We start from the raw sequence: 24136 nt of genomic DNA, 5'->3' as shown, positions 1-24136 counted from the left end.
CGCAAAGATCCCGTGAGACAAATGCCGGGACGGGCGCGAGGCAGCCAACATGAATTATAATTTCGCGCTGGTCCCGCTCGTGCCGCTGCCGCTTGTCTTCGTGCTGGCGGGGGTGGCGCTCGTGCTGACAATCATCGCCCTGGCCGCTCGCCGGCGCGGAGCGCTGCTGCGGGCGCTGGCGATGGCCTTGCTGCTCGCCTCGCTCCTCAACCCGCAATTCCTGCGCGAACAGCGCGAACGCGTGCCCGGCGTAGTGGCGCTGGTGATTGATGAAACCGCCAGTCAGTCGATCGGCAATCGCCGCGCCGAGACCGAGGAAGCGCGTAAACACATCGAAGCGCAGCTCAAGCAGTTGCCAGACATCGACGTGCGCACCATTCGCGTTGGCGATACGGTAAATGATGAAACCGACGGGACCGAACTCTTCCGCGGTCTTGCTGAAGGTCTGGGCGATGTCCCGCCTGAGCAGGTGGCTGGCGCGATTTTCATTACCGATGGGCAGGTGCACGATATTCCAGCCGACCTTGCAGGCCTTGGCTTGCGCGCCCCCCTGCATGCCCTGGTCACCGGTCGCAACAATGAAATCGACCGTCGCATCGCCCTCCTCACCGCGCCGCGCTTCGGCTTGGTCGGTCACCGCCAGACCTTCACCTTCCGCATTGATGATCTGGGCGTTCCCAGCGGTGCCAGGGTCAATGTCCGCGTCAAGGTTGATGGCGAACTGGTCAACCGGCTGAGCGTGCGCGCCGGCGATGTGGCCCAGGCCGAGATCGAGATCGTTCATGCCGGTGACCATATCGTCGAGATTGAAGTTGATCCCCTGCAAGGCGAAGTGACATCGGCCAACAACCAGGTGGCGGTGACGGTGAAGGGCATTCGCGAAAATCTGCGCGTGCTTCTGGTCTCTGGCGAACCGCATGCGGGCGAGCGCACCTGGCGCAATCTGCTGAAAGCCGATGCCGCAGTCGATCTCATCCATTTCACCATTCTGCGCCCGCCAGACAAAGCCATCGACGCAACGCCCTTTCGCGAATTGTCGCTGATTGCGTTTCCTGTGCGCGAACTGTTCCAGGAGAAGATCAACGATTTCGATCTCATCATCTTCGACCGCTATGAACGGCGTGGCATCCTGCCGCTCATTTATTTTGAAAACATCGCGCGTTATGTGCGCAATGGCGGCGCCCTGCTGATCGCCTCAGGCCCTGAAGATGCGGGCTTCGACAGCCTCTATCAGACGCCGCTTGCCCCGATCCTGCCGGCCGAACCGGCTGGCAGCCTGCTGGAGAGGCCGTTTCGTGCCACCGTGAGCGATGACGGCAAGCGCCATCCCGTCACCCGCGGACTGGCGGGAAGCGCCAGCGATCCGCCGAAGTGGAGCCGCTGGTTTCGCATGCTGGAGGCCGAAAAGCGCAGCGGCCGTTCACTCCTGCAAGGACCGGAAAAGCGCCCGCTGCTTATTCTCGACCGGCCTGAGGAGGGACGCGTCGCGCTGTTCCTCTCCGATCAGGTGTGGCTGTGGGCGCGCGGCTATGAAGGCGGTGGCCCTCACGTCGATCTGCTGCGCCGCCTGGCGCATTGGCTGATGAAGGAGCCTGATCTCGAGGAGGAAGCCTTGCGGGCAGTCCGGACGGGGCGCGATCTTGTGGTGACGCGCCAGACGCTGGCCGAGACCACACCTCCGGCAAATATTACGTCCCCGACCGGCAATCGCACCACGCTTGATCTGAAGAACGAGCAGCCAGGTCTTTATCGCGGCCGCTCTTCGGTCTCGGAGCCGGGAATTTACCGTATCGAGCAAGGCGATAAAACCGTCCTTGCCCATGTCGGGCCGCTCAATCCGCGAGAATTCGCCGATGGTCGCTCCTCGACCGAGCCGCTGGCCGCCATTGCCGAGGCAAGCGGCGGCAGCGTGCGCCGCTTTGCCAACGCCAGCGGCTTTGATCTTCCCCGCGTCGTTGCCCAGCGCAGCGGCGCCAATTATTCGGGGCCGGGCTGGATCGCGATCAAGGCAAGCGAGGCCAGCATCCTCAAGGGCATCGACGCGATTGCGCTGTTCAACGGGCTTGCCGGTCTTGGGCTGTTGATCGGCGCTCTCGGATTTGCCTGGTACCGCGAGGGTCGCTGAACGATAATGTCAGTGATCCGGCGCTTCGTCCCCAGGCGGCAAAAGAGCAACGCGAATGGGCCCCGCCAGACGATCCACCGCGCCGCTCACCAGTTCGACAGCCAGCACCCGCGCCGGATCAACCGGCCCCGGCCAGCCGATGCGCTGGTGACCAAGGGGCCTGAAGCCGGCACGCGCATAATATGGCGCATCACCAATGAGGATGACGGCCTCGGCTGGCGTTGTGCGGGCAGATGTGAGCGCTGACGCCAGCAGGGCCTGACCGTAACCTTTGCCTGCGAAATCAGGATGAACAGCCAGCGGTCCCAGCAAAATCGCCGGCATGGCACCGACATGAACATAGGTTTGCCACACGGACGCAATCAGCCGCCCATCAGCAAAAGCCGCAAGGGACAGGCTGCGCTCATGCCCTTGACGCCCGCGCACCCGATAGGCGGTGCGGGCAAAACGGCCCGGCCCGAAAACAAGGGCGTGCAAATCTTCCGTCGCGATATGAAAAGCAGGGCTGTCGGCAACGATAGTGAAGGCTGCGTTTGCGAGCCTATCGGCGCCAGGCGCCGTCGTGGAGAGCGATATCATGATGAAATTCCGGTCGGGCGATCAGGACCCGACCACATCGGACCTTGCGGGCCACAAAGGATGGTCAGGCAGCGACGGCACGCGCCAAGGCGCGACGAACCAGGTGTCGTCGTCGCAGAGACCGGAAGATTGTCACGTTTTTGATCATCATGATGGCGCGATTAGCACGGGGTTGAGCTGATTGCAAACCTCACCATTGCGCCGAGATGGCATGCCCCTCGAAGATTTCCGCCAGGCGCTGGCGTGTGGCTCTGCTCGTGCCGTCGGGCAGCGCGTGGCGATCAAAGAAACCACGCGCGACGATTTCAAGCTGGGCGCCGCTCGCCGGCCCTTCGACAAAATCGCGGACAATGAAGACCGCCACATGATCGCCGGCGAACGCCTCGCCATTATGAAAAATACCATGCAGCACCGCCGACCCGCTACAGATAATACCAGCTTCTTCGTGCAATTCGCGCTCCAGCGATAATCCCATGGTTTCGCCGCGCTCAACCCCGCCGCCGGGAAAATGCCAGCCACTGATATAGGAATGTTTGACCAGAAAAATCCGGTCAGAAGCGTCGACAACCACAGCCCGCACCCCAAGCGTCATCCCCCTGCGCAGGAGCCACCACGAAAACAACAATTTGCGCAGCGGTGCGATCACCTTCGTCTTGCCCTCATCTGCTCAAATTTGTTGCAACGCGGCGCAATGATGAGCCCTTCATCAGAACAGGTGAAATTTGCCATATTTAAGCCGCAAACCATGCCATTTTACGGAAAATATGAACAAATTACTAAGTTCAAAGCCTGTTTATGCATAGCTGATCTTTTCAATCAACACTTCTTTTTGTGCAATGCAACATATATGGTCTGACCATCAAATCGGCACCCGGGAGCGTCCTGCCTCACGCCGATTTTAGGGAGATTGTCATGTTTGCTCGTGCCCTGTCGCGTCTTCTTGCGCCCCGCATCACCTATGTTTGGCTGCCAGCGCTCGCCGCACCGACGGGCAGCGGGCTGTCGACATTGCTGCACTTTGGCTGATCTCCTCTGAGCAGGCAATCAGCCTTGGGCATCCTTACCCGCCACTTTTCTTTGATCCGGCCATAGCCCTTGGCGCGTAAAATGCTTTAAGGAAGCGTTGTTTCCTTGAGGTGTTTGCGCGCAGCTGATGGTTTTTGTCCTTGCTCATTTCTCTGACCCCCATCTCGGGCCCGTTGCGCGCCCCAGCTGGGGCGACCTCGCATCGAAACGTATGCTGGGCTATGCAAACTGGCTGCGCAGCCGCCGCCTTATCCATCGTCACGACATCCTGTCGCGCCTGATCGCCGACGCCAAGGCGCATTCCCCCGACCACATCGTGGTGACCGGGGATCTCACTAACCTGGCTCTGCCGGGCGAAATCATCGCCGCGCGCGACTGGCTCGAATCGATTGCTCCGCCGGACCGTTTGACGATCGTGCCAGGCAATCACGATGCCTACGTCCCCGGCGCCCTTGAAGAGGCGATGACGTGCTGGCGCGACTATGCTTCAAGCGACACAGCGCCTGGCGATCATGCGGGCGCGCAATTTCCTTTCATTCGCCGCCGCGGGCCGGTGGCGCTCATCGGCCTGTCGACTGCCGTGCCGACACGGCCTTTTTCAGCAGCTGGTCGCGTGGATGGCCGCCAGATCGTCCGCCTTGCCGATGATCTCGTGACGCTGAGCCGCGAAGGGCTGTTTCGTATCGTGCTCATGCATCACCCGATGGATGTGACCCGCAAGCACTGGCACAAGCGCCTGGAGAACGGAGGAACCGTGCGCACGGTTCTGACAACAGCCGGCGCCGAGCTAGTCCTCAACGGCCATATGCATGTGCCCGATCTCGTCACCATTGCCGGTCCCAGGTCGCCGATCCACGTCTTTTCCGTTCCCTCCGCCTCGGCTGATCCACGCCAGGGCACGCATGGGGCCGGCTATGCCCTGCATCGTATCGAGGATAAAGGCGCTGACGGGTTTGCCTGGAGCTATGAGCGGCGCGCCATCAACAAGGACGGCGAGATCGTCACACTTGAACGTGGCAACACCACTCTGCCAAACTCGCGGGCCTAGAGCGATGAGGCGATGCGAACAGGCAGGCCTCGGCAATCAGCGGTGTTGCACGCGGCGCGACAACGCCATCACATGAGGAGCGCACGATGAGCGTTTTGTGGAGCGAGCTTTCAGCCGCACATCTGCGGAGCAAGGCCGAGGCCGACGCTCTGGTGATTTTGCCGGTGGCCTCGACCGAGCAGCATGGCCCGCATCTGCCAACCGGTGTCGACACCTATCTGTGCGCTGCCGTCTGCGAACGCGCCGGCCGTCTCATGCAGGATCAAGGAAAGCACGTTGTTGTGGCGCCGACACTATGGGTCGGCCTGGCCGAGCATCATGTTTCGTTCGGCGGCACCTTCACTCTTGGCCTTCGTACCTATCACGCTTTGCTTGCGGACCTGCTGGCATCAATCAAGCGTGCCGGATTTAAGCGCATGATCATCGTCAACGGCCATGGCGGCAACATCGCCGCGCTTCAGGCGCTGACGACCGACCTCACGCGCGAGTTGGATATCGCCCTGGGTGTCACCACCTATTTCACGCTGGCAACAGAGAGCTTCGCTGCAACCCTTGAGGACCAGAAGGCGGTTCATCACGCCTGCGAAGCCGAGACATCAATGATGATGGCGATCAGACCCGACCTCGTTCTCAACGACCAGCTGAACGACGCGCATGGACCCTTTGCGCTTGATGGCACGTCACCCTTGAACCGCCCGCTCAATCATTGGCGCAGCTTCAAGGAGATCACCGATTCCGGCGTCATCGGCGATGCGCGGCGCGCAACGCCAGCAAAAGGTGAAACGTTGATGGCCGCTGCCGCAGCAGCGCTCGCAACGAGGCTTATTGCCGGCGAGCCATGGGCGTGAGCCTCAGCGCTCGCCGGAATAGCCAAAAGCCGATACTGGCGCAGCCGAGGTTTCCACCCAGACTGACTTTGTCGTCGTATAGGCGTGCAGCGCCTCGATGCCGGACGAGCGGCCATAACCTGACTGGCCAAAACCGCCGAAAGGCGACATCACCGAAATTGTCTTGTAGCCATTGATCCAGAACGTGCCGGCGCGCACCTCTGCCGCCATGCGGTGGGCGCGCGCCACATCGCGGGTCCATACCGCGCCGGCAAGCCCGTAGGGCTGGTCATTGGCAAGCTGCACCGCTTCCTCTTCATGGTCGAACGGAAGAACAGAGAGGACGGGACCAAATACCTCCTCGCGCGCAATCTCCATTCCCGGCGACACCTGATCAAGAATGGTGGGAGCAAAGAAATAACCGGCCTGCGCGAGCGCCGCCGGCGCACTCCCCCCGCTCACCAATCGTGCCCCCTCGCTGACGCCATCGCGGACCATGGATGAGACGCGTTCGAACTGGCGCGCATTCTGGATCGGGCCAAGATGGGTTGCCTCATCGAGCGGGTCACCGATGGCGATGCGCTGGGCGGCGCCAACGAGGCGCTGCACAAACGCCCCGTGAATGTTCCGCTCGACGATCAGCCGCGATCCCGCGACACAGGATTGCCCGGCGCCGGAGAAAATAGCCGCCTGCGCACCCATGATGGCTTGATCCATATCGGCATCGGCGAAGACGATATTGGCCGATTTGCCACCAAGTTCGAGGATCGTCGGCACCACATTCTCGGCCGCAAGCCGGGCAATTTCCGCACCGGTCCGGCGCGAGCCGACAAAGACCACAAGGCTGGTTTTCACATGCGCTACTGCTGCCGCGCCGCAAGTTGGCCCAAGCCCCGCCACGACATTGACAAGCCCGGCCGGCGCGCCCGCCTTGAGCGCCAGATGCGCGAGGATGAGCGAGGTGAGCGGCGTCAGCTCCGAAGGCTTGAGCACCACGGCATTACCAGCCGCAATCGCCGGCGCCACCTGCCAGCCGGCGGTAAAAAACGGCGCATTCCACGGCGTGATCTGCACGACGATGCCCAGAGGCTCGCGGCGCGTATAGTTCAGGTGGGAGGTCGGGACTGGAATGACATCACCGCTGAGTTTGTCAGCCCAGCCGGCGTAATACTCAAACATCTCGGCGACGCGGCCGACTTCGGCGCGCGCATCGCGGATCGGTTTGCCGACGTTGATCGCCTCGATCTCGGCAATCAGCGCTGCATGCGCACGCACTTCCTGGCCGATGGCCCAGACGATGCGCCCGCGCGCCGACGCGCTCAGTCGCCGCCAGGCAGCCAGCCCATCACCTGCCGACGCCATCGCCGCATCGGCTGCCCCCGCCCCGCCATCACGATAGCCAAGCAGCACCATACCCGTCGCAGGATCGATCAAGGGGATTGATGCCCCCGCGCCACCGATCAATCCATCGCCGACAAAACTGCCGATCTCGGCCGTTTTGAGGATGGTTGTCAGCAATGCCGCCAACCGCAGCGAACGCTCGCTGGCGGCGATCATCATTCGCTACTTCCCGGGGCAATCACGAATTTATTGAAGTCCTCGCCGTCGCCAAGACCTTGCGCCGAGGCGTCCCATAAGTCACTGACGAGCGCACTGACAGCACCAAATGAACCGACATCCTGCCCGAGCTTTGCTGCAAGCTGCACATCCTTGCGCATCAAACCCATGGTGAAGCCTGAATCAAAACGCTCGGACAAAATCCAGCGCGTGTAGTTCACCTCTGTGACGGCTGAGCGGCCAGATGCCGCGTTGATGGCGGTCAGCACATCCTCTGCGGGAACGCCTGCTGCGGCGGCAAGCGCCACCGCCTCGCGAACGCTCGCCAGATTGGCGGCAACGAGGAGATTATTGACCAGTTTGGCGACATTGCCTGCCCCGCTCGCTCCTACATGGATGATCTTGTTGCCAAGCGCCGTCAGCACCGGGCGCGCCCGCTCCATCACCTCTTTGTCGCCACCCACCATGAAGGTGAGCGTGCCTGTTTTCGCACCTTGCGGCCCGCCGGACACCGGCGCATCGAGAAAGCCAAGTCTGGTCCCGCAGGCAGCCGCAAGCTTGCGCGAGACCCGGGGCTCGGATGTCGACGTGTCGACAAAAATAGCGTCAGGCCGGCCTCGCGCAACAAAACCTGCCGGGCCTTCGACGACACCGGCAACGTCCGCTGCCTTCGGAAGCGACGCCACCACCAGTTCGCACACGGCATAAAGGCTCGAAGGCTCGGCGGCGATCGTCACGCCCGCCTGCTGCGCCAGCCTCTGGCGTTCCGAGGACAGATCGCAGCCACGAACCGTAAAGCCGCGCTCAACCAGGATCTTTGCCATACCCAGCCCCATGGCCCCCAGCCCGATGACCCCGATATGCTTCATCGCCATGACTTTCTCTGTTCAGCGCAAGCGTCCGCGCGCCGCCACCGGAATGGTTGCAACAATCTCGTCGCCGCGAACGGCAATCAGTTCGTCGACCATATTCACCACGACACACACATGATTGGGGACGACACGCACCACACCGCCAACATCGGGGCGATCATTGCAGCGCGACAGATCAAGAAAGCCATGCTCTTCGGCAAAGCGGGCGATCCGCGCCTGCGGATGCTCGATGATGTGACCATAGCCCTCCAGCCCACCGCCAGGATCAGCCGTCAATGTCTTCGAGCCCGCATCAAGAATGCCACGATCAGCGCCGCCACGACTGACCACGCGGGACACGACCGTCAGCGCCACATCGCCCGCCACCGCCGCTCCACAGCCCATCATCATGCGATCGTTGAAAATATAGGTACCGGCGCGATGCTCGCTCGCACCCCGCAATTTGCCCAGATTGGTCAGATTGGGCGTGCCGCCAGTCGACACCATCCCCGCATCAAGACCGAGCGCCCGCACGCCTGCAAGGGCCTCGTCATAGAAGAGCTGCGTCTCAGCCCATTTCGTTTCCGGTGGATAGAGCATGAAGCCGGCAAAGCGCAGCGCCGACGCGCGGGATATATGATCCGCCAGCGCCACCGCCTCGGCGGCCGTCGCGACGCCAGCCCGCTCACGTCCCGTATCGCATTCGATCACCACATCAAGAACCCGCCCGGCCTGGCGCGCCGCCATCGCCAGACCATCGATGGTATGCACGCTGTCGACCGCCAACGTCAGCTTTGGTCCCCGGCGCAACAGGGCGCGCAGCCGCTCAAGCGTCGCCTCGCCCATCACATTGTAGGTGATGAGAATATCGTCAATGCCGGCCGCCACCATGATCTCGGCTTCACCAAGCTTCTGGCAAGTGATGCCATGCGCCCCCGCCGCCAACTGCATCTTGGCGAAGAAGGGGCTCTTGTGGGTCTTGATATGCGGCCGGTTGGCAAGCCCCGCCGCGTCGCAGGCAGCCTGTACCCGGGCGATATTGCGCTCAACCCGGTCAAGGTCGACAGCGACCGCCGGCGTGCCGATCTCGCGCGCAATCGTCTGCGCCGCTCGCCACGAAATTCCGGGGACAATCGCTGTATCAGTGCTCATGGATTTTGACGATCGCTTCGATTTCGACGGGCATGTTATGCGGAAGAGATGCCATGCCGACCGCTGAGCGGGCATGGCGGCCACGCTCGCCCAGCACCTCGACAAACAGGTCCGAGCAGCCATTGATCACTTTCGGCTGATCGGAGAAAAGCGGAATGGCGTTGACCATGCCAAGAACTTTCAGGATTTCGACGCGATCAAGATCACCCGCCACCATCTTCGCCACCGCCAGAAGCTGCAGGCCGATGAGTCTGGCAAACTCATAGGCAGCCTCCGGCGTCACCGTGTCGCCGACCTTGCCGGAAAACACGCTGCCATCGGGGCGTCGCGCGCCCTGGCCTGAGAGGTAGACCGTCGAACCATCACGCTTGAAAGGCACATAATTGGCGATGGGTGTGGGAATGGCTGGAAGGACGAGGCCCATGTTGACCAGGCGCTGTTCAGACAACATGATGCCCATTCCCCTGCTACGAGCGATACCCTATCTTGGCTGCTTCGCCGGCACTTGCCAATAAGCGCATCTATCTACCCGGCATATCGCCTTGCGCGAGATCGAGCGCGACCGACAGGAGCACATTCGCGCCGGCAATCACATCCTCGGAACGGGTTTCTTCATCCGGCGTATGCGAGCGCCCGTTGATGCTGGGGACAAAAATCATGGCGGTTGGTACAAAGCCCGCCATCATCTGCGCATCATGTCCGGCGCCAGAGGGCATGCGACGCACCGGATAGCCCAGCCGCTTGGCGGCTGCCTCGACCTTGGACACAATCCGCTCATCAAAAGGCGTGGCAGGAAAACGCGCAAGATCACTGAACGTGATCGTCACATTCTCACTGGCGGCAATCTGCGCGGCAGCTTCGCGCATCTGCGCTTCGGCGTGCGTCAGTGGCGCATCATCGGGATGGCGCATATCGAGACTGAAAACCGCCTGACGCGCCACGACGTTGACGTTGCCGGGTTCGGTTCGGAACCGCCCGCTGTTAACCCGCAGGCCGGAGATCGTTTTTGTCAGGTCGCGAGCGGCCACCATGAGCCGCGCAGCTGCATAATTCGCGTCACGTCTGACGTCCATCGGGGTGGTACCGGCGTGGTTGGGCTCACCACTGACGGTCGCCTCCAGCCAGGTGATCGCCTGCACGCCGGTCACGGCCGCAACGCCGCCACCCGAATGATCGAGAACCGGCCCCTGCTCGATATGAAGCTCGACATAGGCATGGGTCTTGACGCAACCCGGCGCCGCCGATCCGGCGTAACCGATGCGCCGCACCTCGTCGCCGACCATGAGGCCCGCCTGATCCTTGATGGCGTAAGCCTCCTCGACGCTCATATCGCCGGTCCACACGCAGGAGCCGAGAAGATCGGGCGCAAAACGCGCTCCCTCTTCGCCGGTAAAGGCCATGATGGCAATCGGCCGGCGTGGCCGAAAGCCCGCTTCCCGCAACGTGGCGATCACCTCAAGCCCCGCCATCACGCCAAGCGCGCCATCATAACGCCCACCCGTGCCGACCGTGTCGATATGTGAGCCCAGCATTACCGCAGGCCCGTCAGTCTCGCCCGCCATCACGCCGACGATGTTGCCGATCGGATCAATATGCACCTCAAGATCAAGCTCGCGCATCCAGGCGACAAGCTGGTCACGGCCAAGCCGGTCTTCATCGCTCAATGCCAGCCGGCATACCCCGCCATCACCCGTATCACCGATCCGGCCGAGCACCTCCAGTCTGGACAACAGACGCGGACCTGATATGCGCAGATTGGCGGCTTCGTTTGCCTGTCTCATGTCGTATCCCTCAAATCCTTCAAATCACGCCCATGGCGTTCAGCCGACGAATGGCCTTGTCTTCTTCGGTCATCACAAACGTGCGGAAATTGTCTCTTGTCTCCCGCGCCGGCGCCCATTTGTTCTTGCTGATCTCAGCTTCCCATTCCGCCGAGGCGACAAAACGATCAATGAGCGCCGTCAAACCTGCAAGCTGTTCATCGGCGAGACCGGGCGGCGCGAAGATACCGCGCCAAGGTGCGAAGTCGATGGCAAATTCGCCCTGCGACAGGTCAACCGCGTTGATCCCGGGACTTTTGATATCGCTGGCAGCCAGAACCCTGATCTCGCCCGTGCCCATCGCGGTTTCGAAGTCACGCAACGTGCCAATTGCACAGGAAGCACGTGCTTCAAGTGCGCTCACCCGCGTGAGCCCCGCCGGCACAACCGGCATGAACGGCAGCTTGCGCAGGTCAATACCGTGGCGGGCGGTGATCGCGGCCGCCATCAGATGGTCTGCTGAGCCGATGGCGCCGCCGGCAAAAACAATCTTGGTAATGTCATTCGCTATCGCGCCGATCAGTTCCCGATAGGTTTTGAAGGGCGAGGACGCGGGAACAACCAGCAGCAATGATTCATTGGCAATGTGGGCAAGCGGCAGCGCTTCGCCCAATCGCAAAAGCGGCTTTGACGCCAGACCCGTCCCCATGATCGACAAGCTGGCGATCAGAATCTGACCCGCCTGGCCACGCCGCGCGAGAAAGCGCGCGAGCCCGGTCAACCCGCTTTCCCCCGGCGAGAATTCGAGCCGGGGCGTTGGCGCATCGCTGACCGTCTTGCAGGCACGCGCCAACCCCTGGGCGGCACGATCAAGCCCGCCACCGGGCGGGCCGGGCACAAAAAAATTGAGCACCTGCGGTACGCCATCAGCCGCCGGCGAGGCACGCTGCGAGAACAGAAAGCCGCCACCCGCCAGGCACCCGATCAGCGCGCGGCGTGTTGGCAGTAAATTTCTTCGACTGTCGAGCAGTTGCGAACGCTTCATGAAATGACTGGATATCTCAGACGGCACGCCTGGAACAGGGGGAATAATGCAGCACCAGCGCGTTTTTTGCCAGCAACCATCGCTCCAGGCCGACGTTAAACCACCTGTCATGACTGCCAGATATGTAGACACAGGAGGCATTGCATCTTATCCAAAAATTAACCAAACGAATTCATCGCTTCTTGGCAATAAACCCGGTGCCTGAATGAAACTCCGTCTCCGTTATGCGCTGGCGTTCGGCGCCCTGTCGCTGTCCCCTGCCTTTGCTGCCGACATCGCCACGCCGGCCCCCGGCGAGGCGACGCTGGCCGAACAACCGCAAGCGCCAGGAGATGACATCTTCGGGTTCACCAGCCCGTCAGATACCGGCAATGTCGGCGAAAAAAGCTTTTCGCTTGAAAGCACCACGCGCTTTGGCAAGGGCAACGGTCTTTACGTGACGCCGTCGGTCAAGATCGAATTTGGTTATGCGATTGCCGAAAATGTCTGGGTCGCCCTGTCGCCCTTCGTCACAAATTACCGCATCCGCGACGTCGCCGGTATCGACAATCTGAGCCGCACCCGCTTCGATGGCCTGTCAAGCGAGCTGATCTGGCGCTTTCTGCCACGCACACCTTATGGGCTTGCCGCCAGTTTTTCGGTTGAACCGCGCTGGGCGCAGCTTGATGGCGTGAGCGGACTTGGCGTCAACGCCCTGTCAGCGGAATTCAAGTTCTATATCGATCAGGTGATCATCCCCGATCAGCTGTTCGCCGCCTTGAACCTCAACTATCAGCCTGGCGCCCAGCAGGCCTTTGCCGCCGGCAGCCCATGGGTATCGGGCAGCGCCACCAACGTCTCGGCGGGTCTGACGTGGCAGATCACGCCTTCGCTCTTCGTGGGCGCTGAAGTGCGCTATCTCGGAGTTTTTGACGGCGCCTACCTCAACCGTACCTTGGGCACCGCCCTTTTTGTCGGGCCTAATCTGACGGTGAAATTCAGCGAAAAAACTGCGCTCAATATTGCCTGGACGCCACAAATTTCCGGTGATGCCAATGGCGTCGGCGGCAGGCTTGATCTGATAAACTTCGAGCGCCATCAGCTGCGCGTCAAATTCGCCTCTGCCTTCTGATCGCGCAGGGCTCATCGGGCTGACAAGCGCATCACCCCTTGCCAAACCGTGCGCCACACGAAACTCTGCCTCCTGGAAACAAGGGGGAGCGTGATGCGCGACACATACGGATTTATCGGATTGGGCCGCATGGGCCGCGGCATGGCAACCAACATGCACCGCAAGGGCTTCGCGCTGACAGTCTATGACGTCATGCCTCATGCTCTCGTGCCGGTGACGCAGCTGGGCGCCAAAGCAGCCACCTCGGTTGCGGATATCGGCGAGATATCTTCGCTCGTCTTCACCATGCTGCCCAATTCGCCCCAGGTTCACGACGTGGCCGAGGCCTTGGCCGGCACGATGAAGCCCGGCAGCCTGGTCATCGACATGTCGACCATCGACCCGGCGGCGTCTGATCAGGTGGCGGCCCTTCTGGCGGAGAAAGGCATCGGTTTCGTTGATGCGCCGGTCGGTCGCCTTGCTGAACATGCCGACCGCGGCGAATGCCTGTTCATGGTCGGCGCCAGACCGACCGATTTCGCCCGCGTCAAGCCCATGCTGGACGCGATGGGCACGACTGTCATCCACTGCGGCGATGTCGGCACCGGCATCCGCACCAAGATCGTCAACAATTACGTGACGATCAGCCTGTGCCTGCTCAACAGCGAGGCGCTGATGCTCATGCAGCGTTTTGGTCTCGATCTTACCACCACCATGGATGTGCTGAACGGCACGACTGCCAATAACGGCCAGCTTAATCTCAATCTTGCGCGCAAAGTATTGCGCGATGATACCGTGCCGGGCTTCTCGATTGATCTGGCTCATAAGGATCTGGGTCTTGCAGTCCAGTCGGCTCACGAGCTGAAACTGCCACTGTCGGTCGGTGTTGCCGCACGCGAAACGTTCAATCTGGCGCGCGCGGCGGGTTTTGGCACGAAGGATTTTTCAGCCGTGCTCGACCATCTGTGCCAGCAGGCGGGTATCGCCCCGCCCCGCCTGCCGAAAGGCTGATCCCTCAGCGCGCCGGCAGAAAGGGCTGACCGAGACAGGCCGGCGCCCGCGACGATCCGCGCGGCAGTCGGGACAGGGCGAACAGGACGATGATCGTCGTCAGATAAGGCAGCGCCGCCAGCGCCTGCGCCGGCACGCCGAGGCCGAAGCCCTGCGCGTGAAGTTGCAGGATGCTGACGCCGCCGAAAAGATAGGCGCCGATCACCGCACGCCCGGCACGCCAGGACGCAAAGACGACAATGGCCAGCGCAATCCACCCTCGCCCCGCCGTCATTCCGGGCGTCCAGAACGGGGTGTAGACGAGCGACAGGTAGGCGCCGGCAAGCCCGGCACAGGCGCCGCCGAAAAGAATGGCCAGCAGCCTCACCTGGCGCACATTGTGGCCAAGCGCATGGGCCGAATGATGGTTCTCGCCAACCGCCCGCAGGACAAGGCCGGCGCGCGTTCGGCCAATGATGAGCGCAACCGCCAAGGCCAGCGCGAAGGCGATGTAAACCAGAGGGTCCTGGCCAAAGATCACGCGGCCGAAAAACGGCAGATCGCTGAGATAGGGAAGATAAAGATGCGCCATCGCCTCGCGCTTGGCGCCGACAAACGGAAAGCCGACGAGGCCGGATAATCCCAGCCCGAAAATCGTCAATGCCAGCCCGGATGCCACCTGATTGGCAGCAAGCCCCAGCACGAGCGCGGCAAACAGCAGCGACATCGCCATGCCGGCGAAGAGCCCGGCCATGACGCCAAGGAGGGATGAACCGGTGAGGATCGCCACGGCAAAACCGGTCGCCGCCCCCATGATCATCATCCCCTCGACCCCGAGATTGAGGACGCCGGAGCGCTCGACCACCACTTCGCCGATGGCAGCCAGCAATAGCGGCGTGGCGGCGGTGATGATGGTGAGCAGGATCGCTTCAAAGATCATCATGCGGGAGCCCCTTCACGCGTGACCCTGAGCCGGTAGAGAATGAGCGTATCGCAGGCAAGCACGAAAAACAGCAGCAAGCCCTGAAACACGCGCGTCACATCAAGCGGCAGGCGCAGCGCAATCTGTGCGTTCTCGCCACCAATGAAGGTGAGCGCCAGAAAGAAGCCGGCGATGAGAATGCCGAACGGATTAAGCCTCCCGAGGAAGGCGACGATGATGGCAGTGAAGCCATAGCCGGGCGAGATGGTAGGCTGGAGATTTCCGATCGGTCCCGCCACTTCGATGATGCCGGCGAGCCCGGCAAGAGCACCCGACAGCGCAAAGACAAAAAGCGTCAGGCGCTTGTCGTCAAAGCCGCCGAAGCGGGCAGCGCGCGGCGCTTCACCGACGAGGCGGATTTCAAAGCCCTTGAGCGTGCGTGCCAGCATGAAGGCAAGCAGCGCAACGGCAAGCAGCATAAGAAAAAAACCGGGATGGAGCCGCCCTGTCTCACTGAGGCCCGGCAATCGCGCTTCAAGACCGAAACTGACGGAGGTCGGAAAATTGAAACCCTTGGGATCGCGCCACGGCCCGCGGACCAGATAGTCGAGCAGCAGATCGGCCACATAGACCAGCATCAGACTGGTCAAGATTTCCGACACTCCGAAGCGCGCCTTCAAGACCGCCGGTATAAGCCCGTAGGCAGCGCCCCCAAGCACACCCGCCGCAAGCATCAGCCAGACGATATAACTGCCATGTCCTTGTCCGTGGGTGGCAATAGCCACCGCACTCCCCGCCACTGCACCCATGACAAGCTGGCCTTCGGCGCCGATATTCCAATTGTTGGAGAGATAGCAGGGCGCAAGCCCAAGGGCGATGAGGATGAGCGGGGCTGCTTTGACGGTCAGTTCCTCGAGTGCCCACAGATCGGCAAGCGGCGACAGGAAATAGACAGTGAGTGCGGCAAGCGGGGGTATGCCGATCAGCGAGAAAAGGAGGGCGCCAAAGACGAGCGTCAGCACCACCGCAAGGATCGGCGAAGCCAGGCTCGCCCACATCCCGGCCTGCGTCCGGCGCTCAAGCGTGAGGCGCATGGGCTACCTCCCGCATCGCTTCACCCATCATCAGGCCAATGCTTTCGCGTGTCTGCTGGCCACGCGGCAGGGCAGGGCTCAGACGCCCGCGTGACAACACGGCGATCCGGTCACTGAGTTCGAAGAGTTCATCAAGGTCCTGACTGATGACGAGGACTGCGCCGCTTTGCTCGGCAAGATCAACCAGGGATTGCCGCAGAAACGCCGCTGCACCCGCATCCACACCCCAGGTGGGTTGTGCAACGATCACCAGCCGGGGTGCTCCCATGATATCGCGGCCGACGATGAATTTCTGCAGATTTCCTCCCGACAAGGCGCGCGCCGGCGGATCGATTTCACCAGCACGGACATCGAAGCGTTGGCGGATCGCCGCGAGGCAATCGCGCAGCGCAGCGCGGTCGAGAACACCCCTGCGGACAAATCCTTGTTTGCCATGTTGCGAGACAAGGACATTTTCGGACAAGGTGAAGCCAGGGGCTGCGCCATGCCCCAAGCGCTCCTCGGGGATAAAGGCCGCCCCAAGTTCTCGCCTCGCGACAATACCTTTCGCGCCCACTGCCTGCCCATCGATGCAGACGGTCTCGGGCAGGCTTGATACCTCGCCACTGAGGGCTGAAAAAAGTTCGTCCTGCCCATTGCCGGCAACACCGGCTATGCCCACGATCTCACCCGCGCGCACGCTGAAACTGACATCGACAAGGCTCGTGCCATGAGGGTCAGGCGACGCAAGGTTCAACTGCCTCACACCCAGACGCTCCGCGCCATCCCCGCGATGCGGCTTTACCTGCACATCGTGGATGTCTTCCCCCACCATCATCCGCGCCAGCGAAGCCGCGCTTTCCCGCGATGGATCACAGCTCGCCACCTTGCGCCCATGGCGAAGGACGGTGGCGCTGCGGCACAACACGCGGACTTCCTCAAGCTTGTGGGAAATATAAAGGACAGAGCGTCCTTCGCCACGGATGGCTTCAAGTGTGCGGAAGAGTCCGCTTGTTTCGGTGGGGCTCAACACCGATGTCGGCTCATCAAGGATCAGCAGTTTCGGATTTTGCATCAGGCAGCGCACGATCTCGATGCGCTGGCGCTCGCCAACCGATAGACGCCACACCTCGCGCCCCGGCTCAAGATCAAGCCCATATTCACGTGATACACGATAGACCCGCTCGCTCAGCGCCGCCACTGGTTCAGGTGGCAACGCCAGCGCCACGTTCTCGACAACCGACAACGTGTCAAACAGCGAGAAATGCTGAAACACCATGGCAATGCCATGGTGGCGTGCCTCGGCCGGGCCGGAAAGAACAAGCGGTGCGCCCTGCCAGATGATCTGGCCGCTGTCAGGCGCGATCAACCCGTAGAGAATCTTGACCAGCGTTGATTTGCCGGCTCCGTTCTCGCCCAGCAGCGCATGAATTTCACCCGGCCTGATCGCCAGATCGATGGCATCATTGGCAAGCAGGCTGCCGTAGCGCTTGGAGATGGCGCTTGCCGCCAGAAGCGGCTGATCACCCGAGTCTTGTGTGCCCACGCCCGTCATCAATAGTCGACCCGGTCCGGTTTGGCGTGCCAGGCAGCAAACACATCGACCGCTTCCTGCAACGGCAGGTGGAGGGTCGGTAGCGCGCGTGCCGCAACAGGCTTGGGGATTTCATCATAGAGATAGGCATCGTCAAATCCAACCTTCGCCGCATCGACCCGGTCGGCGGCAAAAACAATCCGCCCCACCCGCGCCCAATAAGCTGCCGCCAGACACATCGGGCAGGGCTCACAGCTTGAATAAAGGGTTGCGCCCTGGAGCTGGAACGATGACACCGCTTCGCACGCCTTGCGAATGGCCCGCACCTCGGCATGCGCGGTCGGATCATTGCTTGAGGTCACCTCGTTCCAGCCTTCCGCCAGAACTTTTCCCTCGCGCACCACCAGCGCGCCAAACGGTCCGCCGGCATTGGCAAGCATCCGCGTGCGGCTGAGATCCACCGCACGCAGCAGGAAAGTCCGGTCATCGAGGCTCATGACTGATGTTCCACTTGGAGGGTAAAATCGGGCAGCGTCCGGGAGGCAGCACCGTCATCACCAACGGCGGCTTGCCGGGCCTCGTGCTGCTGCAGAAGCTGCAAGGCGATGCCGGCTGCGATAACCGCCGGGGACTTGCTGCGCAGGCCGCCAACACCGATCGGACAGGTGAGCGCACCGATCTGCGATGGCGAAAGCCCGGCGGCTGTCAGCCTGTGGCAAAAGCGCGCCCGCTTGCTCGCCGAGCCGATGAGACCGACAAATGCAAGATCATGCCGCGACAGCGCCCGGTGCACGATACGCAGATCAAGCGCGTGGTCATGCGTCATGACGACAACGAGGCCGCCCGGCGCAATCGCCGCAACAGCCGTGTCGATATCGCCCAACCGGCTGCAAACCGTATGTTCCGGAACATGACTTGGAAACGCTCCGTCGCGCCCGTCCACCCAGCGCACGTGAAACGGCAGCGGCGCCAGCGCCAGAACCAATGCTCGCCCGATATGGCCAGCCCCGAACACCGCCACCTGACCATGCCTTGCGCTCGCTGCGGCCGCACGCTGTTGTATCGTCGCCTGATCATGTTGGTCGAAGATGGCGATCCGCACCCTCACGCGCCCGCCGCAACACTGCCCGAGATCAGGCCCCAGTACATAGTCGCTCTCGCCCAGCCTTTGCTCACTGGCCAGAAGTCGATGCGCGTCAGCCAGCACCTGCCACTCGAGCGCACCGCCGCCGATCGTGCCGCTGAACACACCGTCTTCGCGGACCGCCATCACTGTGCCAACCTCGCGCGGAGCCGATCCTTCGACCCGGACGATTTCCACCATCGCCGCCCGGCCATGACTGTCGATGAACGCGCCGCAGGCTGCCCAGGGTGTCATGGCCGCTCACCGCCCGGATGCCTGATCGCCTTGATGGCCGCCAGAATAGCCTCGGGGGTTGCCGGGGCGTGCAGCCCCACCTGCTCGCCCGGCGCTACCGCGTGAATGGCATCGGCAATTGCCGACCACACGGAAATCGCCAGCATGAGCGGCGGTTCGCCAACTGCCTTGGAGCGATAGATCGTCTCCCGCCGGTTGGGGCTTTGCCACAGGGCGACACGAAAATCCTCCGGCACATCGGATGCCACCGGTATCTTGTAGGTCGATGGTGCATGGGTGCGCAGGCGCCCCGCCTCGTCGAACACCAGCTCCTCGGTCGTCAGCCAGCCCATGCCCTGCACGAAGCCGCCCTCGATCTGGCCGATATCGATGGCGGGGTTAAGCGAAGCGCCAACATCATGCAGAATATCGATGCGCCTCACTTGCATCTCGCCCGTGGTGGTATCTATTTCAACCTCGCTGCAGGCAGCCCCATAGGCGAAGTAATAGAACGGCCGGCCGCTTTTGGCGGCACGATCCCAATGAATGTCCGGCGTCCGGTAAAAGCCGGTCGATGACAGGGAAATACGCGCCCGGACCGCTTCCCTCACCACGTCGCCAAAGGACAGGCGCTCAGTGCCGATCACCACCTGCCCGTCAACGAAGCGAATGTCAGGGGCCGGCACCTGGTAGCGCTCGCTACAAAAATCCACCAGCCGCGCCTTGATGGTGCGCGCCGCCTCACGGGCAGCCATAGCGTTGAGATCACTGCCGGCAGACGCAGCCGTTGGCCCGGTATTGGGCACCTTCGCAGTCGTTGTCGCCGTTATCCTGATCGCCTCAAGCGGCAGCGCGAATTCATCTGCCACCACCTGCGCCACCTTGATGTAGAGGCCCTGCCCCATCTCGGTGCCACCATGATTAAGCGCCACCGATCCGTCGGCATAGATGTGGACCAGCGCGCCCGCCTGATTGAGGTGAATGAGGGTGAACGAGATACCGAATTTGACCGGCGTCAACGCCAGCCCGCGCTTCAGCACCGGCGAGGCCGTATTGTAGGCGCTGATCGCGCTACGACGCTGGCGGTAATCGCTGGAGCGCTCGAGTGCCTCCACGAGCTCTGGCAGGATATTGTCGTCAATGTCCATACCATAGGGCGTCGTGAGCCCCATCACGCCGTAGAGATTGCGCTTGCGGATGTCGAGCGGATCACAGCCTAGATGCCAGGCAATCGCGTCAATGACACGTTCGACTGCCACCATGCCCTGCGGGCCACCAAAACCGCGGAACGCCGTATTGGACACCGTATTGGTACGCAGCCTGGCCGAGACAAGATCGCAAGCCGGCAGGTAATAGGCGTTGTCGGCATGAAAAAGCGTGCGATCGCAAACGCCAAGCGACAAGTCGGCTGAATAGCCGCAACGCATGGCAAAGTGCGAGGCAAGCACGCCGATCCGTCCCTCGCCGTCAAAACCCACCTCATAGTCGACGAGGCAGTCATGGCGCTTGCCGGTCAGCATCATGTCATCGTCGCGATCAAGCCTGAGCTTGCAGGCAGCGCCCATATGGCGCGCCGCGATGGCTGCAATCGCCGCCCACTGGCTCGCCTGACTTTCCTTGCCGCCAAAGCCGCCACCCATGCGCCTGACTTCACACTGCACAGCATGCGAGGCAACGCCAAGCGCACGCGCGACGATATGCTGCACTTCGCTGGGGTGCTGGGTGGAGGAATGAACCAGCATGTCGCCGCCTTCGCCTGGAATGGCGAGAGCTGCCTGGCCTTCGAGATAGAAATGCTCCTGACCGCCAATGGCGATGCGCCCGTTGAGACGATGCGCCGCCGCAGCAAAGCCGGCCGTCACATCGCCGCGCTGGAAGGCGTAATCGGGCATCAGCCGCGCATCAGCAGCCAAAGCAGCCGCAGCCTCAACAAGAGGCACCTCAGACGCGATGTCGATCAGCGCGCGTCGCGCCGCCTGCCGCGCCAGAAGATGGCTGGTGGCGATCACTGCGCCCACCACCTGCCCGTGGAACGAAATTGTCTCGCTCGCAAAAATCGGATCGACATCAAAATCAACCGGCGAGCAATCATTGCACCCAGGAACATCGCCAGCCATCAATACGGCGACAACGCCCTCACTGGCCCGCACCTCTTCCACGTCAAGTGATAGCAGCCGCCCGCGCGCGCTCGTCGCCATGATCGGCGCCACATGAAACGTCACTGCCGGCTCGGGCAGGTCATCAATGTAAAGCGCCTTGCCGCTGACATGACCGCGCGCGCTGTCATGGGCAATCGCCTGCCCGACGACCGAGCCGCTATCTGTTTCACCGAGTTTTGAGCGCGCGGAAAAATTCATGCCGGCGCCTCCGCGCGGCGCGGCCCGTCACGGCGCCCGATCAGACGATCACTGTCACCGCGTCGTCCCGCCATCTCATCGAGTGCCCGCAGCAGCAACGCCTTCGCCACATCGAGGCGATAGGCAGCACTGGCGCGCATGTCGCTGAGCGGCAAGAAGTCCTGCGCCAGCCTGTCCGCGCCGGCTCGCAAACCCTGCTCATCATCGAGGCTCAGGCCGGTCAATGCCTGCTCGGCAGCCGCCGCGCGCTGCGGCACGCCAGCCATGCCTCCGTACGCGAACCGCGCGCCGGCGATCCGCCCATTCGCGATCGTGACGTGGAACGCCCCCATCACGGCGGATATATCCTCATCCACGCGCTTGCTGACCTTGAAGCAGCGGAACCGTTCATCAGGCGACAAGCGGGGAATGGTAATGGCGGTCAGGATTTCCCCAGGCGCACGATCCTGCCGGCCATAGGCGACAAAAAAGCGTTCAAGCGGTAATCGCCTGACAATATCACCCAATTGCAGTTCGATAGTGGCGCCAAGGGCGATCAGCGCCGGCGCAAGATCTCCGATCGGCGAGCCATTGGCGATATTGCCGCCAATCGTTGCGCTATTGCGAATTTGCGTTGACGCAAAGCGCTGCATCAACGCGCCAAGATCAGGGTCGATGGCAGCCAGATGCGCCCATGCCTCGCCCAGCCGCACGCAAGCGCCCATCCGCAGCCCATCGCCATCCGCCGCGATGCCGCGCATGTCCTCGATACGTCCGAGCCAGATGATGCGACGAAGCGGTTGCAACCGCTTGGTGACCCATAATCCGACATCGCTGGCGCCGGCCAACAGCGTGGCAGTCGGAACACGAGATGCAAGAGCAGTCGCGCTGGCAAGTGTGGCGGGCGCCGCGAAGAACTGCGCCTCATCACCCGCCATCACGTCGACGCCGTCGTCAAGTGCTGCCAGCGCGGCTATGACATCTCCGGTTGCGGCCGTGAACTGGTCGTGCATCGACTGACTGCAAAGCTCCATGGCCGCATCGACAATCGGACGATAGCCGGTGCAGCGGCACAGATTGCCAGCCAGCCGCTCATTGATCGCCTCGCGCGTCAGCGGCAACGGCTTGTCATGAGTGAGCGCCAGCAGGCTCATGACAATTCCAGGCGTGCAGAAGCCGCATTGCGAGCCATGATGCGTCACCATCGCGCTCTGCACCGGGTGAAGCGTGCCGCCCCGCGCCAGGTCCTCAACCGTGATCAGCTCCGCCCCGTCGACCTGGCCAAGCAGGGTGATGCAGGCATTGACCGCACGGCGCACCAGCCGCCCCTGTTCGAGCCGCCCGAGCACCACCGTGCAGGCGCCGCAATCGCCCTCATTACACCCTTCCTTGGTTCCGGTCAGGCGCTGCTGGACGCGCAACCAGTCAAGGAGCGTGATGTCAGGGTGCGGCAGGTGGCAGGCCACCGCCCGACCACGATGGAGGAAACGGATCTCGTTGCGCATTCCGCTCATCGGCTGGCGATCCACGCCGCCAGCATCTGCCGCTCCTCGGCCGTCACCTCGCTGATATTGTTCGGCGGCATGGCGCGCGTGAGCACGCTTTGCACATAAATCTGCCGGGCGTGCCGGGCAATCTCCGCCGGCGTATCAAGGCGCACCGCCTTGGGCGCCACGACCATCCCCGGCCATAAGGGCTCGGCGCCGTGACACATGGCGCAACGGGTCTGGATGATGGACACCGCCTCGATGAAAAGCGGGTTTTGCTCTTCATCGGCGCCCGCCCGCTCATTGCTTGCCGCTTTCAATGGCCCGGCCAGGCTGAGCGCAATCGCCATCGCCATCGCCATCCCCGCCACGCCCCATGCCCACCAGGGCTGCCGACGCCCGGCATGACCCTCATTGAAAAAATGGCGGATGGCCGTGCCGGCGAGAATCACAAAGCCTACAACGAGCGCCGCATAGGGGGAGGAATAGCTGAGCGGTGAATGCGACGACAGCATCAGGAAGACAACGGGGAGCGTCAGGTAATTGTTATGCAGGCTGCGCTGTTTGGCTGCTTTTCCATAACTGGCATCAGGCACCCGGCCGGCCATGAGATTGGCGATGACGATGCGCTGGTTGGGGATGATGACATGCATCACCGACAGCGACATGATGGTACCGATCAGTGCGCCCGCATGGATGAAGGCGCCGCGCGGGCCGAATACCTGCTGGTAGCCATAGGCAGCCGCGACAAGCGCAACCAGTCCGATGAGGGCCAGCGCCGTGTCATTGCCACGCCACAATCGGCACAGGCGATCATAAATGACATAGCCGATGATAAGTGACCCGAAGCCGATCACCGCAGCCAGCCACGGGCTTATGCTGCGTACCGACGGGTCGATCAGGAACAGGTCTGCCTGCAGATAATAGATCCAGCCCAGCAGCGCCCAGCCCGAGAACAGCGTCGCATAGCTCTCCCATTTGAACCAGGTGAGGTGAGCGGGCAGTTCCGGCGGCGCCACATTATATTTCTGCATGCGGTAAAACCCGCCGCCATGCACCTGCCATGCTTCGCCTGATACGCCCTCCGGCAGGCCATCACGCTGGCGCAGGCTCAGATCAAGGGCGATGAAATAAAAGGACTAACCGATCCAGGCGATGCCGGCGATGACGTGCAGCCAGCGCAACAGCAAGCCACCCCATTCCAAAGTGATCGCCGTTGCCTGTTCCATCATCACCGCCGCATCGCCAACGTCCGAAGGACTGGAAGGTCATGATCCCATCTTTATGCCGGACAAGATCATTAGCAAGGCGGTCTGGCAGCTGTTCAAGAGAAGATTCTGTTTGAAATCCGCAAAATCCTCACGCATGGAGACAGTC

Annotated in this window: 20 protein-coding genes and 1 pseudogene; 5 read left to right on the top strand and 16 right to left on the bottom strand. The window is 62.2% G+C overall.

Annotated features, from left to right (window positions below; all coding sequences use genetic code 11):
- The first annotated feature begins 49 nt into the window (after positions 1-49).
- Complete coding sequence (locus ACINK1_RS06015) at positions 50-2125, top strand: hypothetical protein (protein ID WP_376801509.1); 2076 nt, start codon at positions 50-52, stop codon at positions 2123-2125.
- 9 nt (positions 2126-2134) lie between these two features.
- On the opposite strand, the gene ACINK1_RS06010 is transcribed toward ACINK1_RS06015, so the two are convergent.
- Both ACINK1_RS06010 and ACINK1_RS06005 read right to left on the bottom strand, forming a co-directional pair.
- Positions 2135-2704 carry a GNAT family N-acetyltransferase gene (locus ACINK1_RS06010; RefSeq protein ID WP_376801510.1) on the bottom strand — a complete coding sequence of 190 codons (570 nt, stop codon included), beginning with the start codon at positions 2702-2704 and terminating at the stop codon, positions 2135-2137.
- Positions 2705-2894: 190 nt separating this feature from the next.
- The gene (locus ACINK1_RS06005; RefSeq protein ID WP_376801511.1) at positions 2895-3296 is read right to left on the bottom strand and encodes an NUDIX domain-containing protein; all 402 of its coding nucleotides are present in this window, start codon (positions 3294-3296) and stop codon (positions 2895-2897) included.
- Positions 3297-3857: 561 nt separating this feature from the next.
- Between ACINK1_RS06005 and ACINK1_RS06000 the strand changes: the two genes are divergently transcribed.
- Both ACINK1_RS06000 and ACINK1_RS05995 read left to right on the top strand, forming a co-directional pair.
- Positions 3858-4778, top strand: a complete 921-nt coding sequence (locus ACINK1_RS06000; RefSeq protein WP_376801512.1) for a metallophosphoesterase — start codon at positions 3858-3860, stop codon at positions 4776-4778.
- Between the two features lie 86 nt (positions 4779-4864).
- The gene (locus tag ACINK1_RS05995) at positions 4865-5626 is read left to right on the top strand and encodes a creatininase family protein (RefSeq protein WP_376801513.1); all 762 of its coding nucleotides are present in this window, start codon (positions 4865-4867) and stop codon (positions 5624-5626) included.
- A 3-nt stretch (positions 5627-5629) separates the two neighbouring features.
- On the opposite strand, the gene ACINK1_RS05990 is transcribed toward ACINK1_RS05995, so the two are convergent.
- The 6 genes from ACINK1_RS05990 to ACINK1_RS05965 form a co-directional block, all read right to left on the bottom strand.
- Positions 5630-7165 (bottom strand): aldehyde dehydrogenase family protein, encoded by a 1536-nt coding sequence (locus ACINK1_RS05990; protein WP_376801514.1) that lies wholly within the window; start codon positions 7163-7165, stop codon positions 5630-5632.
- Positions 7162-8037 carry an NAD(P)-dependent oxidoreductase gene (locus ACINK1_RS05985; protein WP_376801515.1) on the bottom strand — a complete coding sequence of 292 codons (876 nt, stop codon included), beginning with the start codon at positions 8035-8037 and terminating at the stop codon, positions 7162-7164. The genes ACINK1_RS05990 and ACINK1_RS05985 overlap by 4 nt, the downstream gene beginning before the upstream one ends.
- Before the next feature lie 12 nt (positions 8038-8049).
- Positions 8050-9135, bottom strand: a complete 1086-nt coding sequence (locus tag ACINK1_RS05980; RefSeq protein ID WP_376801535.1) for an alanine racemase — start codon at positions 9133-9135, stop codon at positions 8050-8052.
- 19 nt (positions 9136-9154) lie between these two features.
- The gene (locus ACINK1_RS05975) at positions 9155-9616 is read right to left on the bottom strand and encodes a RidA family protein (RefSeq protein ID WP_376801516.1); all 462 of its coding nucleotides are present in this window, start codon (positions 9614-9616) and stop codon (positions 9155-9157) included.
- 70 nt (positions 9617-9686) lie between these two features.
- Positions 9687-10946 carry a Zn-dependent hydrolase gene (locus ACINK1_RS05970; protein ID WP_376801517.1) on the bottom strand — a complete coding sequence of 420 codons (1260 nt, stop codon included), beginning with the start codon at positions 10944-10946 and terminating at the stop codon, positions 9687-9689.
- Between the two features lie 19 nt (positions 10947-10965).
- A complete protein-coding gene (locus tag ACINK1_RS05965) occupies positions 10966-11970 on the bottom strand; it encodes a tripartite tricarboxylate transporter substrate binding protein (RefSeq protein ID WP_376801518.1) in 1005 nt (334 codons plus the stop codon).
- 205 nt (positions 11971-12175) lie between these two features.
- Between ACINK1_RS05965 and ACINK1_RS05960 the strand changes: the two genes are divergently transcribed.
- Both ACINK1_RS05960 and ACINK1_RS05955 read left to right on the top strand, forming a co-directional pair.
- Positions 12176-13081, top strand: a complete 906-nt coding sequence (locus ACINK1_RS05960; protein WP_376803720.1) for a hypothetical protein — start codon at positions 12176-12178, stop codon at positions 13079-13081.
- Positions 13082-13174: 93 nt separating this feature from the next.
- Complete coding sequence (locus ACINK1_RS05955) at positions 13175-14071, top strand: NAD(P)-dependent oxidoreductase (protein WP_376802771.1); 897 nt, start codon at positions 13175-13177, stop codon at positions 14069-14071.
- A gap of 4 nt (positions 14072-14075) precedes the next feature.
- Here ACINK1_RS05955 and ACINK1_RS05950 read toward each other — a convergent pair whose 3' ends face one another.
- The 8 genes and pseudogenes from ACINK1_RS05950 to ACINK1_RS05915 all read right to left on the bottom strand — a co-directional run bounded on the left by ACINK1_RS05950 (position 14076) and on the right by ACINK1_RS05915 (position 23988).
- Positions 14076-14993: an ABC transporter permease gene (locus ACINK1_RS05950; protein WP_376802770.1), complete on the bottom strand. Its 918-nt coding sequence runs from the start codon at positions 14991-14993 to the stop codon at positions 14076-14078.
- Positions 14990-16066 carry an ABC transporter permease gene (locus tag ACINK1_RS05945; protein WP_376802769.1) on the bottom strand — a complete coding sequence of 359 codons (1077 nt, stop codon included), beginning with the start codon at positions 16064-16066 and terminating at the stop codon, positions 14990-14992. The genes ACINK1_RS05950 and ACINK1_RS05945 overlap by 4 nt, the downstream gene beginning before the upstream one ends.
- Positions 16050-17600 (bottom strand): ABC transporter ATP-binding protein, encoded by a 1551-nt coding sequence (locus ACINK1_RS05940; protein ID WP_376802768.1) that lies wholly within the window; start codon positions 17598-17600, stop codon positions 16050-16052. Before ACINK1_RS05940 ends, ACINK1_RS05945 begins: the two co-directional genes overlap by 17 nt.
- Positions 17600-18076, bottom strand: a complete 477-nt coding sequence (locus tag ACINK1_RS05935) for a nucleoside deaminase (RefSeq protein WP_376802767.1) — start codon at positions 18074-18076, stop codon at positions 17600-17602. Before ACINK1_RS05935 ends, ACINK1_RS05940 begins: the two co-directional genes overlap by 1 nt.
- On the bottom strand, positions 18073-18957 hold the full coding sequence (gene xdhC, locus ACINK1_RS05930; protein ID WP_376802766.1) for a xanthine dehydrogenase accessory protein XdhC: 885 nt from the start codon (positions 18955-18957) through the stop codon (positions 18073-18075). Before xdhC ends, ACINK1_RS05935 begins: the two co-directional genes overlap by 4 nt.
- A complete protein-coding gene (xdhB, locus tag ACINK1_RS05925; RefSeq protein WP_376802765.1) occupies positions 18954-21293 on the bottom strand; it encodes a xanthine dehydrogenase molybdopterin binding subunit in 2340 nt (779 codons plus the stop codon). Before xdhB ends, xdhC begins: the two co-directional genes overlap by 4 nt.
- Positions 21290-22786, bottom strand: coding sequence for a xanthine dehydrogenase small subunit (xdhA, locus tag ACINK1_RS05920; protein ID WP_376802764.1), 1497 nt, complete (start codon positions 22784-22786; stop codon positions 21290-21292). The genes xdhB and xdhA overlap by 4 nt, the downstream gene beginning before the upstream one ends.
- Positions 22783-23988 (bottom strand): annotated as a pseudogene (locus ACINK1_RS05915) (urate hydroxylase PuuD). The gene xdhA and the pseudogene ACINK1_RS05915 overlap by 4 nt, the downstream one beginning before the upstream one ends.
- Positions 23989-24136: the final 148 nt, after the last annotated feature.

Source organism: Raskinella chloraquaticus (SeqCode), from assembly GCF_021731865.1.
Taxonomy (GTDB): domain Bacteria; phylum Pseudomonadota; class Alphaproteobacteria; order Rhizobiales; family UBA4765; genus Raskinella; species Raskinella chloraquaticus.
This window is presented reverse-complemented; position numbering and strand designations above follow the sequence as displayed.